Genomic DNA, 16,244 nt, shown 5'->3' on the forward strand with positions numbered 1-16,244 from the left:
CGGTAGGGCGCCGGGGCGGGGCTTGGGGGCGGTCGTTGTCAGTGGCGCGTGCCATGCTTGTCGCGATGGCCAGGAAGACTGCGAATGACGACCCTCTCGCCCCCGTGACGCTTGCCGTGGGCCAGGAGGACCTTCTGCTCGACCGTGCCGTGCAGGAGGTGGTGGCCGCCGCTCGGGCCGCCGACGCCGACACGGACGTACGGGACCTGACCCCGGACCAGTTGCAGCCCGGCACCCTTGCCGAGCTGACCAGTCCCTCGCTCTTCGCGGAGCGCAAGGTCGTGGTCGTACGCAACGCGCAGGACCTGTCGGCCGACACGGTCAAGGACGTGAAGGGGTATCTCGGGGCGCCCGCCGAGGAGATCACCCTCGTGCTGCTGCACGCGGGGGGTGCGAAGGGCAAGGGGCTGCTGGACGCCGCGCGCAAGGCGGGGGCGCGGGAGGTGGCCTGCCCGAAGATGACCAAGCCGGCGGACCGGCTGGCGTTCGTGCGGGGGGAGTTCCGGGCGACGGGGCGGTCGGCGACACCGGAGGCCTGTCAGGCGCTGGTCGACGCGATCGGCAGTGATCTGCGGGAGCTGGCGTCCGCCGTGTCGCAGCTGGTGGCCGATGTCGAGGGGACCATCGACGAGGCGGTGGTCGGGCGGTACTACACGGGGCGGGCCGAGGCGTCGAGCTTCACCGTGGCCGACCGGGCGGTCGAGGGGCGGGCCGCGGAGGCGTTGGAGGCGCTGCGGTGGTCGTTGGCGACCGGGGTGGCGCCGGTGATGATCACCAGTGCGTTGGCGCAGGGGGTGCGGGCGATCGGGAAGCTGTCGTCGGCCCGGGGCGGACGGCCGGCGGATCTCGCGCGGGAGCTGGGGATGCCGCCGTGGAAGATCGATCGGGTGCGGCAGCAGATGCGGGGGTGGACGCCCGACGGGGTGGCCTTCGCGTTGCGGGCGGTGGCCGAGGCGGACGCGGGGGTGAAGGGCGGCGGGGACGATCCCGGGTACGCCCTGGAGAAGGCGGTCGTCGCGGTCGCTCGTGCGGCGCGGTCGCGGGGGCGCGGGTAGGGAGCAGGGGACGGCGTCCCCGCCCCGGCTCCGAAAGGGCCTCGTCCTCGAAGGGCGGACGGGCTGAAAGGCCCGGTCGTGACGATTGTCGGTGGCGGGAGGACAATCGGAGGCATCAGCCGCATATCGCCGAGACCACGGAGAGGTGGCGGTTGTCATGGCTGAACACCCGCACGCAACGCTCGTCCGCAAGGGCTTCGAGGCATTCACCCGGGGGGACATGGACACCCTGCGGGAACTGATCGCCAAGGACGCCACGCATCATGTGCCCGGCACTCACCCGCTCTCGGGCGACTTCAAGGGGCAGGACGCGATCCTCGACATGTACCGGCGTCTCGGTGAGGAGACCGGGGGGTCGATGCGCCTGGAGATGCTCGGGATCGCCGTCGACGGCCGTGGTCACGCGGTCGGCATGTGTCGGGTCACGGCCGATCGCCAGGGCAGGCACCTGGACGACACCGGCTGCATCGTCTTCCGGATCGTCGGGGACAAGGTCACCGATCTCGACGAGTGCCTTGAGGACATCGAGAAGAGCGACGCGTTCTGGGCCTGAGGCCCGGCGCCGCCACGAGCCGGGCTGATCCGGAAGAGACGCCCCCGGCCATGCCGAAGGCCCCGGCTTCCACCCTTGGGAAGGGCAGGTGCCGGGGCCTTCGGTTCACGATGGTGGATCCGCGCCCGCGTGGCGAACGCAGGCCGCGCGCAGATCCGGGGAGCCGGTCGGGAGCGGATGAGAGAGGGCCCGCTCGGGTCCTTCCGGCGTCAATATCAAGTGTCAGCCGTTGAGGCCGGTGACCTTCGAAGCAAGCGCCGACTTCTTGTTGGCGGCCTGGTTCTTGTGGATGACGCCCTTCGAGACGGCCTTGTCGAGCTGGCGCGCGGCAGCGCGCTGGTACTCGGTGGCCTTCTCGACGTCACCCGCGGCAGCAGCCTCACGGGCCTTGCGGATCGCGGTCTTCAGGGAGGACTTGACGGCCTTGTTGCGCAGCCGGGCCTTCTCGTTGGTCTTGATCCGCTTGATCTGGGACTTGATGTTCGCCACTGATTGAGCCTTTTCAGGTTCAGGCGCGGATCCGCGAGGGATCCGGGCCAGGTGATTTCTTGGGGTGTGCCTCGCGCTGAGAGGGCATGAGACACAGCCACCCAGGCTACCAGGGTGGCGGGTGCTGGCCCAAAACGGTCCCCGGTCGCCCGCCGTGGGACCATGGAGCCTACGTATCGATCCGACCCGAGGCATAAGGCGCCTCAAGAGACAGGACCCTGCGTGCCCGCGACCCCTAACAATGTGCCCGAGCCGAGCCGTACCGACCCGGCTCTGATCCGCAATTTCTGCATCATCGCGCACATCGACCACGGCAAGTCCACCCTCGCCGACCGGATGCTCCAGCTGACCGGTGTGGTCGAGCAGCGGCAGATGCGTGCTCAGTACCTCGACCGTATGGACATCGAGCGTGAGCGGGGCATCACGATCAAGTCCCAGGCGGTGCGTTTGCCGTGGGCTCCGTCCCATGACAAGACCAACACGCACATCCTGAACATGATCGACACCCCCGGGCACGTCGACTTCACCTACGAGGTCTCGCGGTCGCTCGCCGCCTGCGAGGGGACCGTCCTCCTCGTCGACGCCGCCCAGGGCATCGAGGCCCAGACCCTCGCCAACCTGTACCTGGCGATGGAGAACGACCTCAAGATCATCCCCGTACTGAACAAGATCGACCTGCCGGCCGCCCAGCCGGAGAAGTTCTCCGAGGAGCTCGCCAACCTCATCGGCTGCGACCCCGAGGACGTCCTCAAGGTCTCCGCCAAGACGGGCGTGGGCGTCGACGCGCTGCTCGACAAGGTCGTGCGCGAGGTCCCGGCCCCCATCGGCGTCGCCGACGCGCCCGCCCGCGCCATGATCTTCGACTCCGTCTACGACTCCTACCGCGGTGTCGTGACGTACGTCCGAGTCATCGACGGGCAGCTCAACAAGCGTGAGCGCATCAAGATGATGTCGACCGGCGCCACCCACGAGCTGCTGGAGATCGGGACGAACTCGCCCGAGATGCTCGGCGCCGACGGCCTCGGCGTCGGTGAGGTGGGCTACCTCATCACCGGCGTGAAGGACGTCCGCCAGTCCAAGGTCGGTGACACCGTCACCAGCCAGCAGAAGGGGGCCACCGAGGCGCTCGGGGGATACAAGGACCCCAAGCCCATGGTCTTCTCCGGGCTCTATCCGCTGGACGGCTCCGACTACCCCGAGCTGCGCGAGGCCCTCGACAAGCTCCAGCTCAACGACGCCGCGCTCGTCTACGAGCCGGAGACCTCCGCCGCGCTCGGCTTCGGCTTCCGTGTCGGCTTCCTGGGCCTGCTGCACCTCGACGTGATCCGTGAGCGGCTGGAGCGCGAGTTCGGGCTCGACCTGATCGCCACCGCGCCGAACGTGGTCTACCGCGTGGACATGGAGGACGGCAGCGAGCACGTCGTCACCAACCCGAGCGAGTTCCCCGAGGGGAAGATCGACAAGGTCTACGAGCCCGTCGTACGGGCCACGATCCTCGCGCCCTCGGAGTTCATCGGCTCGATCATGGAGCTGTGCCAGACCCGGCGCGGGACCCTGCTCGGCATGGACTACCTGTCCGAGGACCGCGTCGAGATCCGGTACACGCTGCCGCTCGCCGAGATCGTCTTCGACTTCTTCGACCAGCTGAAGTCCAAGACCCGCGGCTACGCCTCCCTGGACTATGAGCCCACCGGCGAGCAGACCTCCAGCCTCGTCAAGGTCGACATCCTGCTGCACGGCGACAAGGTCGACGCCTTCTCGGCGATCACGCACAAGGACGCGGCGTACGCGTACGGCGTGCGGCTCGTCGCCAAGCTGCGCGAGCTCATCCCGCGGCAGGCCTTCGAGGTGCCCATCCAGGCCGCCATCGGCTCCCGGGTCATCGCCCGCGAGACCATCCGCGCCATCCGCAAGGACGTCCTCGCCAAGTGCTACGGCGGTGACATCTCCCGGAAGCGGAAGCTCCTGGAGAAGCAGAAGGAGGGCAAGAAGCGGATGAAGATGGTGGGCTCTGTGGAGGTTCCGCAGGAAGCCTTCATCGCCGTGCTGAGCAGCGACGAGAGCGCGGGTTCCGGCAAGGGCAAGAAGTAGCGCCGTTTTCCCGTGAAAATAGGGGCCTGTCGCGCGTCAGAGCGACGGGCCCCTACGCGTGCGTAGCGTCGCGCTCTGTACGAAGTGACAGGCCGCCGCCCCTTACATAGGCGCCGGTCCCGCTCTACTCTGATCTCCACTCGATAGTTACTCGTGAGTTAAACAACGCGCGAGAGCACACCAGCCGCACTGAGCAGCCGCCGCACTGTCGCGGGCCCCGGAGGATGTCGTGAGCGACACACAGACCCTGATCGAGAACCGTCCGCCGAGCGTGGCGACCCTCTTCCTGGAGCGCGTTTCGGCCACTCCGGACGCCGAGGCGTACCGCTACCCCGTGCCCTCGGCCTCCGGCGAGGGTCCCGACGACTGGAAATCGCTGAGCTGGGGGCAGACCGCCGAGCGGGTCTACGCGATCGCCGCCGGCCTGATCGAGCTCGGGGTGCAGCCCGAGCAGCGGGTCGCGCTGTCCTCCTCGACCCGCGTCGAGTGGATCCTCGCCGACCTGGGCATCCTGTGCGCCGGCGCCGCCACGACGACGGTGTATCCGCAGACCAACGCCGAGGAGTCGGCGTTCATCGTCTCCGACTCCGAGAGCCGCGTCCTCTTCGCGGAGAACGCCGAGCAACTGGCCAAGGCGGTCGGGAAGCGCGCCGAGCTGCCCGAGCTGACCCATGTCGTGGTCATCGACGCCGAGGGCGTGGAGACCGGCGACTGGGTGCTCACCCTCGCCGAGCTGGAGGCCCGGGGCGCGGCCCGCCTGGAGAAGGACCCCGACCTGATCAAGGAGAGGGTCGGCGCGATCACCAAGGACCAGCTGGCCACCCTCATCTACACCTCGGGCACCACGGGCCGCCCCAAGGGTGTCCGCCTCCCGCACGACAACTGGGCCTACATGGCCAAGGCCATCGCCGCGACCGGCCTGATCAGCGCCGAGGACGTGCAGTACCTGTGGCTGCCCCTCGCGCATGTCTTCGGCAAGGTCCTCACCTCCGGGCAGATCGAGGTCGGGCACGTCACCGCCGTCGACGGCCGCGTCGACAAGATCATCGAGAACCTGCCGGTCGTGCAGCCGACGTACATGGCCGCCGTTCCGCGCATCTTCGAGAAGGTCTACAACGGGGTCGCCGCGAAGGCCCGGGCGGGCGGCGGCGCCAAGTACAAGATCTTCCAGTGGGCCTCCCAGGTGGCCCGCGAGTACGCCAAGGCCAGCCAGGACAACTTCCGCCGCACCGGCACGGCGAGCGCCCCCTTCGGCCTCTCCGCCAAGCACAAGGTCGCCGACGCGCTGGTCTTCGCCAAGATCCGCGAGGCGTTCGGCGGGAACCTGAGGGCGTGTGTCTCCGGTTCGGCGGCGCTCTCGCCCGAGATCGGGTACTTCTTCGCCGGCGCCGGCATCCACATCCTGGAGGGCTACGGCCTCACGGAGTCGTCGGCGGCCTCCTTCGTGAACCCCGGCGAGGCCTACCGCACCGGCACGGTCGGCAAGCCGCTGCCCGGCACGGAGGTGCGCATCGCGGACGACGGCGAGATCCTGCTGCGCGGCCCCGGCATCATGGAGGGCTACCACGGGCTGCCCGAGAAGACCGCCGAGGTGCTGGAGAGCGACGGCTGGTTCCACACCGGGGACATCGGTGAGCTGTCGCCCGACGGGTATCTGCGCATCACCGACCGCAAGAAGGACCTCATCAAGACGTCCGGCGGCAAGTACATCGCGCCGGCCGAGGTCGAGGGTCAGTTCAAGGCGGTGTGCCCTTACGTCTCCAACATCCTCGTGCACGGTGCCGACCGGAACTTCTGCACCGCGCTGATCGCTCTCGACGAGGTCGCGATTCTCGGCTGGGCCGAGGAGAACGGGCTGGGCGGGAAGTCGTACGCGGACGTGGTGGCGGCGCCGGAGACCGTTGCCCTGGTCGAGGGGTACGTCAAGGAACTCAACGAGGGGCTTCAGCGGTGGCAGACCATCAAGAAGTTCCGGTTGCTGCCTCGGGATCTCGATGTGGAGCATGGGGAGATCACGCCGAGTCTGAAGTTGAAGAGGCCGGTTGTGGAGCGGGAGTACAAGCACCTCATTGATGAGATGTACGCCGGGGCTCGCGAGGCGTAGGCGGCTGCGGGTGCGTGGGGGCTGGTCGCGCAGTTCCCCGCGCCCCTAAAAGCCTTGGCCCCGGCCCCTGTTCAGCAGCTGCCGTAGCTCCTGGACCCGGGTGCGCAACGCCGCCCGGTCCGGGAGGCCCTCCCCATCCAGATCCGCCTCCAGTTCCGCCAGCCTCGTGCTCACCTCCCCGTAGTCCGCCTGGTCCTGGGCCAGTAGCCGTTCCAGCTGCTGGTTCTTGCGGTGCAGGTCCAGGAAGACGCTGACCTTGGCCCTGAGGACCCAGGGGTCGAACGGCTTGGTCAGGTAGTCGGCCGCGCCGGTCGCGTAGCCGCGGAAGGCGTAGCCGGAGTCGTCCTCCGCGCCGGTCAGGAAGATGATCGGGACGTCCTTGGTCTGGTCGAGCCGTTTGATGTTCGCGGCGGTCTCGAAGCCGTCCATGCCCGGCATGCGGACGTCGAGCAGTACGAGGGCGAACTGCCGGCGCAGCAGCGCCTTCATCGCTTCCTCGCCCGAACGTGCCCGGACGAGCGGCTCGTTGAGGGACCCCAGGACGGCCTCCAGCGCGATCAGGTTGTCCTCCATGTCGTCGACCAGGAGGATGCCGGCGCGCTCGTCGGTCGTTGCCTCAGCGCTCATGGTGACTGTGCCTCATTCAGTCGTCGGCGGAACCGCCACATCTCCTGTCGTGTCCGGTTCCTCTACGGAGGTTTCCGCGGTGGGCTCGGCCTCGTCCTCGCCCTCGGGGTCCAGGAGTGCGCAGACCACGGTCAGCAGCTGGTCGACGTCGACCGGTTTGGGTACGTAGTCGTTGGCGCCCCGCGCGATCGACTTCTCGCGGTCTCCCGGCATCGCCTTCGCGGTCAGCGCGACGATGGGCAGCCCCGTCCAGCGGGGGGTGCGGCGGATGGCGGCGATGGTCTCGTAGCCGTCCATCTCCGGCATCATGATGTCCATCAGGACGAGTTCGACGTCGGGATTGCGCTCCAGCGTCTCGATGCCCTCGCGGCCGTTCTCGGCGTAGAGGACGGGCATGCCGACCCGGCCCAGGACATGGGTGAGGGCGAAGACGTTGCGGATGTCGTCGTCGACGATCAGCACCCGGCGTCCGGGGAGCACCTGGCCCGCCCGGCCCGATTTCCACGCCTCCAGCTTTGTCGGTGCGGGCCAGGCGTCGTCCACGTCGTGGGTGGCCGTGTAGGGCTCCGAGGAGAGCTGTTCCGGCACCGTCGGCAGGGAGCGGTCCTCGGGGACCGGGCCGGTCGCCGAGTGGCCGGGGCTGACGACGGGGACGTAGAGCGTGAAGGTGGAGCCCTTGCCGGGTTCGCTCTCGGCGACGATACGGCCGCCCAGCAGGCCGGCGATCTCCCGGCTGATGGACAGCCCGAGGCCGGTGCCGCCGTACTTGCGGTTGGTGGTGCCGTCGGCCTGCTGGAACGCCTCGAAGATCACCGGGAGTTTCTCGGCGGCGATGCCGATCCCGGTGTCGGTGACGGCGAACGCGATCACCTCGTCGCTCTCGCTCACGTACCGGCGCTCGGGGTCCTTGACCCGGTTGACCCGGAGTTCGACCCGGCCGCCCGCGGTGAACTTGATCGCGTTGGACAGCAGGTTGCGCAGGATCTGCTGGAGGCGCTGTTCGTCGGAGTACATCTCGCGCGGCACGTCCTCGCCGACGGCCACCTCGAAGGCGAGTCCCCGGTCCAGGGTGAGCGGGCGGAAGGTGGCGTGGACGTAGTCGAGGAGCTTGATCAGCGGGAGCTTCTTCGGACGGACGTCCATCCGGCCGGCCTCGATCTTCGACAAGTCCAGGATGTCGTTGATGAGCTGGAGGAGGTCCGAGCCCGAGCGGTGGATCGTCGTCGCGAACTGGACCTCCTGGTCGGAGAGATGGCCGTCCGGGTTGTCGGAGAGGAGCCTCGCCAGGATGAGCAGGGAGTTCAGGGGGGTGCGGAGTTCGTGGGACATGTTGGCCAGGAACTCCGACTTGTACTGGGAGGAGGTGGCCAACAGGGCCGCCTTCTCCTCCAGTTCGGCGTTCGAGCGTTGCAACTCGGCTTGTTGTTTCTGGAGTTCGTCCGAGCGTTCCTGGAGCTGCATCGCGAGGCGCTGGGACTCGCCGAGCAGGGACTCCGTGCGGGAGTTGGCGATGATGGTGTTGATCGCGACGCCGATGGTGTTCACGAACTGGTCGAAGAACGCCAGGTGGACGTCGGAGAAGCGGGAGAACGACGCCAGCTCGATGACGCCGAGGAGCTTGTCCTCGAAGAGGATCGGGATGATCACGACGCTCGTGGGGGCGGCCTCGCCCAGACCGCTGTTGATCTTGATGTAGTCCGGCGGGGCCTCCTCGACGAGGATGCGCTTCTTCTCGCGGGCGGCCTGGCGGACCAGACCGTGGACGGGGAGGCCGCCGGTCTCCACCGTCGCGCCCTGCGCCGAGCCGTAGCCCGCGATGAACGCCAGTCCCTTTGCAGGAACGGTTGTGCGGATGGCCGCGCCGTCCTCGTCCGGGTCGGCCAGGAAGAACGCCCCGTACTGGGCGTTCACCAGCGGCGTCAGCTCGCGCAGGATCAGGTCGGCGACCTCCATCAGGTCGCGGTGGCCCTGCATCAGCGCGGCGAGACGGGCCAGGTTCGACTCCAGCCAGTCCTTCGCGCGGGTCGTCTCGCGGAGGTTGGCCACCATCAGGTTGATGTTGTCCTTGAGCTCGGCGACCTCGCCCTGCGTCTCCACGGTGATGGAGCGGGACATGTCGCCCTGGGCCACCGCGGAGGCGACCTCGGCGATCGCGCGGACCTGCGTGGTCAGGTTGGAGGCGAGCTCGTTCACGTTGGTCGTCAGACGCTTCCAGGTGCCGTACACGCCCTCGACCCGTGCCTGGCCGCCGAGTTGGCCCTCGGAGCCGACCTCACGGGCCACGCGGGTGACCTCGGAGGAGAAGGAGGACAGCGTGTCCACCATGGTGTTGATGGCGGTCTTCAGCTCCAGGATCTCGCCGCGGGCGTCCACGTCGATCTTCTTGGAGAGGTCGCCGTTGGCGACGGCGGTCGTCACCTGGGCGATGTTGCGCACCTGCGAGGTCAGGTTGTCCGCCATGTAGTTGACGTTGTCGGTCAAATCCCGCCAAACGCCGGACACCCCGAGCACCTGGGCGCGGCCACCGAGCCGGCCGTCGGTGCCGACCTCGCGGGCGACCCTCGTCACCTCGTCGGCGAAGGCCCGTAGCTGCTCCACCATCGTGTTGACGGTGTCCTTCAGTTCGAGGATCTCTCCCCGGGCGTCGACCGTGATCTTCTTCGACAGGTCGCCGTTGGCCACCGCGGTCGTCACCTGGGCGATGTTCCTGACCTGCGAAGTCAGGTTCAGGGCCATGAAGTTGACGTTGTCGGTGAGGTCCTTCCAGACGCCGCTCACGCCGCGCACCTGCGCCTGGCCGCCGAGGTTTCCTTCGGTGCCGACCTCGCGGGCGACGCGGGTGACCTCGTCGGCGAAGGCGGAGAGCTGGTCCACCATCGTGTTGATCGTGGACTTCAGCTCCAGGATCTCGCCCTTGGCCTCGACCGTGATCTTCTTGCCGAGGTCGCCCTGGGCCACCGCGGTGGAGACCAGGGCGATGTTGCGGACCTGCGAGGTCAGGTTGTCCGCCATGAAGTTGACGTTGTCGGTGAGGTCCTTCCAGACGCCGCTCACGCCGCGCACCTGGGCCCGGCCGCCGAGGTTTCCTTCGGTGCCGACCTCGCGGGCGACGCGGGTGACCTCGTCGGCGAAGGCGGAGAGCTGGTCCACCATCGTGTTGATGGTCGACTTCAGTTCGAGGATCTCACCCTGCGCGTCGACCGTGATCTTCTGCGACAGGTCGCCATTGGCCACCGCCGTCGTCACCTGGGCGATGTTGCGGACCTGTGAAGTCAGGTTCGACGCCATGAAGTTGACGTTGTCGGTGAGGTCCTTCCAGACGCCGCTCACGCCCCGCACCTGGGCGCGTCCGCCCAGCTGCCCCTCGGTGCCGACCTCGCGGGCCACCCGCGTGACCTCGTCGGCGAAGGCGGAGAGCTGGTCCACCATCGTGTTCACGGTCAGCTTCAGTTCCAGCAGCTCACCGGTGGCCTCCACGGTGACCGTGCGGGTCAGGTCGCCGCGGGCCACGGCCGTGGTCACCAGGGCGATGTCACGAACCTGCGCGGTCAGCCGGGAGGCCATGGTGTTGACCGCCTCGGTCACATCCCGCCAACTGCCCGACAGACCGGTCACTTTGGCCCGCCCGCCGAGCCGCCCCTCGGTGCCGACTTCACGGGCGACCCGGGTCACCTCGCCCGTGAACAACGACAACTGGTCGACCATCTTGTTCACGGCCCGGCCGAGCCGCCGCAGGTCACCCCGCAACTGGCGGTTGCCGTCGTGCAGATCGACCCGCTGGGTCAGATCGCCGCCCGCCACCGCGTCCAGCACCCGGGTCGCGTTGGCGGCCGGGGCGACCAGGGCGTCCAGCAGCTGGTTCACATCGCTGACCCGGGAGGCCCAGGCGCCGGCACCGGGGCTCGGGGAGAGCCGCTCGTCCAGCCGGCCGTGCCGCACCAGCTCCCGCTTGACCCGCTGGACCTCCGTGGTGAAGTGGACATTGCGGTCCACCAACTGGTTGAAGATCGCGGACAGTTCGGCCACAACGGGGCCGTGCCCCGCCTCCGGCAGCTTCGAGAAGTGCCCGTCCCGCGCGGCCGTCATCGCGGCGAGCAGCGGACGCAGATCCGATGCTCGAATCTGGTCCTGATTCTGTCCGTCTTCGAGCACACGCATAGCACTGTTCTCACTCATGGCGGCCCACTTCGGTAACTCGGTGCTTATGGGCGCGGCCAGTCTGTCACTCTGTCCGCATCGACTGAGGCGTATTCGTCCGAACTGCTCGGGGAGCTGGACATGGGGGCCATTCCGACGCAACGGGAGAGCGATCCCCGTGCTTCTGATGCGCCCGTGCCCGACGGAGTGCTCCCATGCGCCCGAGCGCACGCCACCCTTTCCGGGAGCTCGCACGCGCCGGGCGCCGCCCGCGCACTGCTGCGCGCCGCGCTCGCCGAATGGGCCCAACTCGGCCTGCCCGGCGCCCAACAGCTCACCGAGCGCGTCACCGACGACCTCACGATCGTGACCAGCGAACTCGTCACCAACGCGGTCGTCCACGCGGGCACCGACATCGAACTGGACTGCCGTATGGAGGCGACCGGCGCGCTCGTCGTGGAGGTCACCGACCACCACCCCTCGCGCGCCCCCCGCGCCGGTGCGCCCGAACCGCCGTCCGAACGTGGCGAGTTCGCCACCGGCGGGTCGGAGTACCACCCCGGCACACCGGAGTACGGCCGCGGCCTTCGCCTGGTCGCCGCCCTCGCCGAGTCCTGGGGGATCACGTACCGCACCGGCTCCAAGACCGTGTGGGCCCGGCTCACCCACGAGGGCGGCACGGCCGCCGGCGACCTCGACCCGTACCCGGGGGAGCGCGGTCTGCGGGTCGCCGAGATCCTCGCCCCCGAACCCCAGCGCGCCGAGCGCGACCGGGAGTGGCTCAACCGCGGTGCCCTGTCCTTCCTCGCCGAGGCCTCCGACCTGCTCGCCGGACAGCTCGACGAGGACCTGGTGGCCGCGCTCGCCGGACAGCTGATCGTGCCGCGGCTGGCCGACTGGTGCGCGGTGTGGCTGGAGGACGAGCTCATGGGGCGCTGGGGCTCCCCGCGCGCGACCGAGGCCGACGGCGCGGGCGGCGTCGGAGGCTGGGGCGCCGACGCGATCGCCGGGCCGGGGCCACGGCTGGCCCGCGTCTGGCACGGCAGCGAGAACCTCATCGAGGACCTGCGCCGGGCCCTGGACAAGGAGGCGCCGCGACCTCCCGATCCGCCGCGCTCGGGACCCGTCTCCTTCCCCTGGCCCGGCGAGGCGCTCGGCCCGCACGGCACCCACGGCACGGCCCTCGCGTACCGCCTGATCGCCGGTGGCCGCCCGCTGGGCACCCTGGTCATCGGGCGGGCGGGCCTGCTGCGCTTCCCGGACGAGATCACCGGACTCGTCGAGGACCTCGGCCGCCGGGTCGCCCTCGCCATCAGCGCCGCCCGCCAGTACGCCCGCCAGGCCACCATCAGCGCCGTCCTCCAGCGCGGACTGCTGCCCGGCGCGGTCGCCGAGATCCCCGGGGTGAGCAGCGCGCTCGTCTACGAGCCCTGCGACAAGGCGGGCCCCAGCGGCGACTTCTACGACCTGTTCCCGTCCGGGGACGGCCGCTGGTGCTTCGCCATCGGCGACGTCCAGGGCAAGGGGCCGGAGGCGGCCGTGGTGATCGGGCTGGCCCGGCCCTGGCTGCGGCTGCTGGCCCGGGAGGGGTACGCCGTCGCCGACGTCCTGGACCGCCTCAACCAGCTCCTCCTCGACGACGCCACCGAGGCCGCCGACGCCGCCGCCCGCGCCTTCGCCGGACCGGCGGGCCTCGCCGCGGCCGCCGACGGCCCGCAGACCCGCTTCCTGTCCCTCCTCTTCGGCCAGCTCGTGCCCTTCGACGGCGGCGTCCAGGTCACCCTCGCCTCCGCCGGCCACCCCCTGCCCCTGCTGCTGGGACCCGACGGCGGGGTCTGTGCGGTCGCCCAGCCGCAGACCCTCCTCGGGGTCGTCGAGGACGCCGTCTACACCAGCGAGATCGTCGAGCTGCGCCACGGCGACACCCTCCTGTGCGTCACCGACGGGGTGACCGAGCGGCGCAGCGGCTCCCGCCAGTTCGACGACGGCGACGGCCTCGCCGCGGCCCTCGCCGGCTGCGCGGGCCTGACCGCCCCGCTCATCGCCGAGCGCATCAAACGGCTGGTGCACGAGTTCGGCGTACGACCGCCCGACGACGACCTGGCCCTGCTGGTGCTGCAAGCGGAGTGAGCGCGGAGGCAAGGGCGCGGGTGCTGGACAATGGAAGGCATGCCTTCCGCACTCCCCGACGGCGAGCCCGTCCCCGACGACGGCGCACTCCCCGCGCACGCGCTCTCCGGAGCCGCCGAGCGACCCCTCGGGTTCTATCTGCACGTCCCCTACTGCGCGACCCGCTGCGGGTACTGCGACTTCAACACCTACACCGCCACCGAGCTGCGCGGCAGCGGCGGTGTCCTCGCCTCCCGCGACAACTACGCGGACACCCTGATCGACGAGATCAGGCTGGCGCGCAAGGTGCTGGGGGACGATCCGCGCGAGGTCCGCACGGTGTTCGTGGGCGGCGGTACGCCGACCCTGCTGGGCGCCTCCGATCTCGTACGGATGCTCGCGGCGATCCGTGACGAGTTCGGACTGGCGGCGGACGCCGAGGTCACGACTGAGGCGAACCCGGAGTCGGTGGATCCGGCGTATCTGGCGACCCTGCGCGCGGGCGGCTTCAACCGGATCTCCTTCGGCATGCAGAGCGCGAAGCAGCATGTGCTGCGCGTGCTGGACCGGACCCACACGCCCGGGCGCCCCGAGGCGTGCGTGGCGGAGGCGCGGGCGGCGGGCTTCGAGCACGTCAACCTGGATCTGATCTACGGCACCCCGGGCGAGTCGGACGACGACTGGAGGGCGTCCCTGGACGCGGCGATCGGCGCCGGACCCGACCACGTCTCGGCGTACGCGCTGATCGTGGAGGAGGGCACGCAGCTGGCCCGGCGGATCCGCCGGGGCGAGGTGCCGATGACCGACGACGACGTGCACGCGGACCGGTATCTGATCGCGGAGGACGCGTTCGCGGCGGCCGGCTTCGACTGGTACGAGGTGTCGAACTGGGCGACCTCCGAGGCGGGGCGCTGTCTGCACAACGAGTTGTACTGGCGCGGCGCCGACTGGTGGGGCGCGGGGCCGGGAGCGCACTCGCACGTGGGCGGGGTGCGCTGGTGGAACGTGAAGCATCCCGGCGCGTACGCGGCGGCGCTGGCGGCGGGGAAGTCGCCGGGGGCGGGGCGCGAGGTGCTGTCGGAGGAGGACCGCAGGGTCGAGCGGATTCTGCTGGAGCTGCGCTTGAGGGAGGGTGTACCGCTTGACCTGCTCCGTGAGGAGGGCCGGCGTGCTGCTCGCCGGGCGCTGTCGGACGGGCTTCTTCGGCAGGAGTCGTACGACGAGGGGCGCGCGGTGCTGACGCTTCGGGGGCGGCTGCTGGCGGATGCGGTGGTGCGGGACCTGGTGGACTGAAGGTGCAGGTTTCGTCGTGGCTGGTCGCGCAGTTCCCCGCGCCCCTTTAGGTGGGTTCAGTCAAGCTGTGACGAAATCGATCAGTTCCTCTACTCGGCCCAGGAGCTCTGGCTCCAGGTCCCTGTAAGAGGTCACGCGCTTCAGGATTGCCTGCCATACCGCGCCCGTGTTCTCGGACGGCCAGCCCAGTGCCCTGCACACGCCCGTTTTCCAGTCCTGGCCGTGGGGGACTCTGGGCCACGCCTCGATGCCCAGGGACGACGGCTTCACCGCCTCCCAGATGTCGATGTAGGGGTGGCCGACGACCAGGGCGTGTTCGCTGGTGACCGATGCCGCGATACGGGACTCCTTGCTGCCCGGCACCAGGTGGTCCACCAGGACGCCGAGGCGGGCGTCCGGACCCGGGGCGAACTCCTCCACGATCCTCGGCAGGTCGTCCACGCCCTCCAGGTACTCCACGACCACGCCCTCGATGCGCAGGTCGTCGCCCCAGACCTTCTCGACCAGCTCGGCGTCGTGCCGGCCCTCGACGTAGATGCGTCCGGCGCGGGCCACGCGTGCGCGGGCGCCGGGGACGGCGACCGAACCGGAGGCGGTGCGGGAGGGACGTACAGGCGCGCTTGAAGGCCGTACGAGCGTCACCACCCGGCCCTCCAGCAGGAAACCCCGAGGCTCCAGCGGGAAGACCCGGAGCTTGCCGAAGCGGTCCTCCAGGGTCACCGTGCCCGCCTCGCAGCGGATCACCGCGCCGCAGAAGCCGGTGCCGGGCTCCTCGACCACCAGGCCGGGCTCGGCCGGGACCTCCGGGACGGGCTTCGGCTTCTTCCACGGCGGGGTCAGATCGGCGGAGTACTGGCGCATTCGGATGACGATAGGAGAAGCCGGGGTGCGGTCAGGGCGACACGCCGAAACGCCGGGCCAGGGCGTCCCGCTGCGCCCGCACGAACGCGGCGTCCACCACCGCTCCGTGACCGGGCACGTACAGCGCGTCCTCGCCGCCCAGGTCCAGGAGCCGGTCCAGGGCCGCGGGCCAATGCGACGGTACGGCGTCCGGGCCCGCCTGCGCTTCGCCGGACTCCTCGACCAGGTCACCGCAGAACACCACCTCGGGCGAGCCCGGCACCAGCACCGCGAGGTCGTGGGCCGTGTGCCCGGGGCCGACGTTGGCCAGCAGGACCTGCCGGCCGCCGCCGAGGTCGAGGGTCCACTCGCCGGAGACCAGATGGCGGGGCCGGGCGAGGGCGTCGACCGCCTCCTCGGCCGCCCCCGCCTCCAGGCCGTTGCCGATCGCGTCCGCGCGCAGCTCCTCGCGAGCCTGCTGCTGGTCGAGCAGCGTGTCCATGCCGACCGGCCCGAACACCTCCGCACCCGCGAACGCCGCCGCACCGAAGACATGGTCGAAGTGGGGGTGGGTCAGCGCGAGATGGGTCACACGGTGCCCGGCGAGCGACTCCGCCTGCGCCCGCAGCCGGGCCCCCTCCGCGAGGCTCGACCCGGCATCGATCAACAGGGCCGTGTCCGCCCCGACGACCAGCCCTGCCGTGCAGTCCCAGACCGGGAGCCGGCACCGGCCCACCCCGGCCGCCACCCGCTGCCACCCCAGCTCTTCCCAAGTCACCGTCATACCGCGACGCTAGCCGTACGAGCGGTTCACGAGCTGTCACACCCCGACCGACCTTGCCCGGGTGGCACCCCACCGCCGTACACTGGGCCGCGGGGAACGCTGGCACTCGGGCGGACAGAGTGCCAGGCAGGGGCCTGGGGACCGACTTCTGGAGGTGTGCGC

Annotated in this window: 11 protein-coding genes; 6 read left to right on the forward strand and 5 right to left on the reverse strand. The window is 70.0% G+C overall.

Translation table 11 applies throughout. From position 1 onward, the window contains the following. Nucleotides 1-65 precede the first annotated feature (65 nt). Together holA and OG866_RS29535 are read left to right on the forward strand one after the other, a co-directional pair. A complete protein-coding gene (gene holA, locus OG866_RS29530; RefSeq protein ID WP_329339354.1) occupies nucleotides 66-1,055 on the forward strand; it encodes a DNA polymerase III subunit delta in 990 nt (329 codons plus the stop codon). 157 nt (nucleotides 1,056-1,212) lie between these two features. Continuing rightward, nucleotides 1,213-1,608: a nuclear transport factor 2 family protein gene (locus OG866_RS29535; protein ID WP_329339356.1), complete on the forward strand. Its 396-nt coding sequence runs from the start codon at nucleotides 1,213-1,215 to the stop codon at nucleotides 1,606-1,608. 222 nt (nucleotides 1,609-1,830) lie between these two features. On the opposite strand, the gene rpsT is transcribed toward OG866_RS29535, so the two are convergent. Next, the gene (rpsT, locus tag OG866_RS29540; RefSeq protein ID WP_329339357.1) at nucleotides 1,831-2,097 is read right to left on the reverse strand and encodes a 30S ribosomal protein S20; all 267 of its coding nucleotides are present in this window, start codon (nucleotides 2,095-2,097) and stop codon (nucleotides 1,831-1,833) included. A 222-nt stretch (nucleotides 2,098-2,319) separates the two neighbouring features. On the opposite strand from rpsT, the gene lepA reads away from it, so the two are divergent. Beyond that, the gene (lepA, locus tag OG866_RS29545; protein WP_329339359.1) at nucleotides 2,320-4,188 is read left to right on the forward strand and encodes a translation elongation factor 4; all 1,869 of its coding nucleotides are present in this window, start codon (nucleotides 2,320-2,322) and stop codon (nucleotides 4,186-4,188) included. A gap of 229 nt (nucleotides 4,189-4,417) precedes the next feature. Continuing rightward, nucleotides 4,418-6,292: an AMP-dependent synthetase/ligase gene (locus OG866_RS29550; RefSeq protein ID WP_329339360.1), complete on the forward strand. Its 1,875-nt coding sequence runs from the start codon at nucleotides 4,418-4,420 to the stop codon at nucleotides 6,290-6,292. A 45-nt stretch (nucleotides 6,293-6,337) separates the two neighbouring features. On the opposite strand, the gene OG866_RS29555 is transcribed toward OG866_RS29550, so the two are convergent. Continuing rightward, entirely contained in the window at nucleotides 6,338-6,919 is a 582-nt protein-coding gene (locus OG866_RS29555; RefSeq protein WP_329339362.1) for a response regulator, read from the reverse strand. 12 nt (nucleotides 6,920-6,931) lie between these two features. Continuing rightward, on the reverse strand, nucleotides 6,932-11,095 hold the full coding sequence (locus OG866_RS29560; RefSeq protein ID WP_329339364.1) for a HAMP domain-containing protein: 4,164 nt from the start codon (nucleotides 11,093-11,095) through the stop codon (nucleotides 6,932-6,934). A 102-nt stretch (nucleotides 11,096-11,197) separates the two neighbouring features. Here OG866_RS29560 and OG866_RS29565 point away from each other — a divergent pair, with 102 nt between their 5' ends. Continuing rightward, complete coding sequence (locus tag OG866_RS29565; protein WP_329339366.1) at nucleotides 11,198-13,186, forward strand: SpoIIE family protein phosphatase; 1,989 nt, start codon at nucleotides 11,198-11,200, stop codon at nucleotides 13,184-13,186. 39 nt (nucleotides 13,187-13,225) lie between these two features. Next, nucleotides 13,226-14,458, forward strand: coding sequence for a radical SAM family heme chaperone HemW (hemW, locus tag OG866_RS29570; protein ID WP_329339367.1), 1,233 nt, complete (start codon nucleotides 13,226-13,228; stop codon nucleotides 14,456-14,458). Nucleotides 14,459-14,518: 60 nt separating this feature from the next. Here the strand turns inward: hemW and OG866_RS29575 are convergent, their stop codons facing one another. Both OG866_RS29575 and OG866_RS29580 read right to left on the reverse strand, forming a co-directional pair. After that, nucleotides 14,519-15,319, reverse strand: coding sequence for a DUF3097 domain-containing protein (locus OG866_RS29575; RefSeq protein WP_329339368.1), 801 nt, complete (start codon nucleotides 15,317-15,319; stop codon nucleotides 14,519-14,521). 31 nt (nucleotides 15,320-15,350) lie between these two features. Continuing rightward, nucleotides 15,351-16,082, reverse strand: coding sequence for an MBL fold metallo-hydrolase (locus OG866_RS29580; RefSeq protein WP_329339369.1), 732 nt, complete (start codon nucleotides 16,080-16,082; stop codon nucleotides 15,351-15,353). Nucleotides 16,083-16,244: the final 162 nt, after the last annotated feature.

The organism is Streptomyces sp. NBC_00663, assembly GCF_036226885.1.
Taxonomy (GTDB): domain Bacteria; phylum Actinomycetota; class Actinomycetes; order Streptomycetales; family Streptomycetaceae; genus Streptomyces.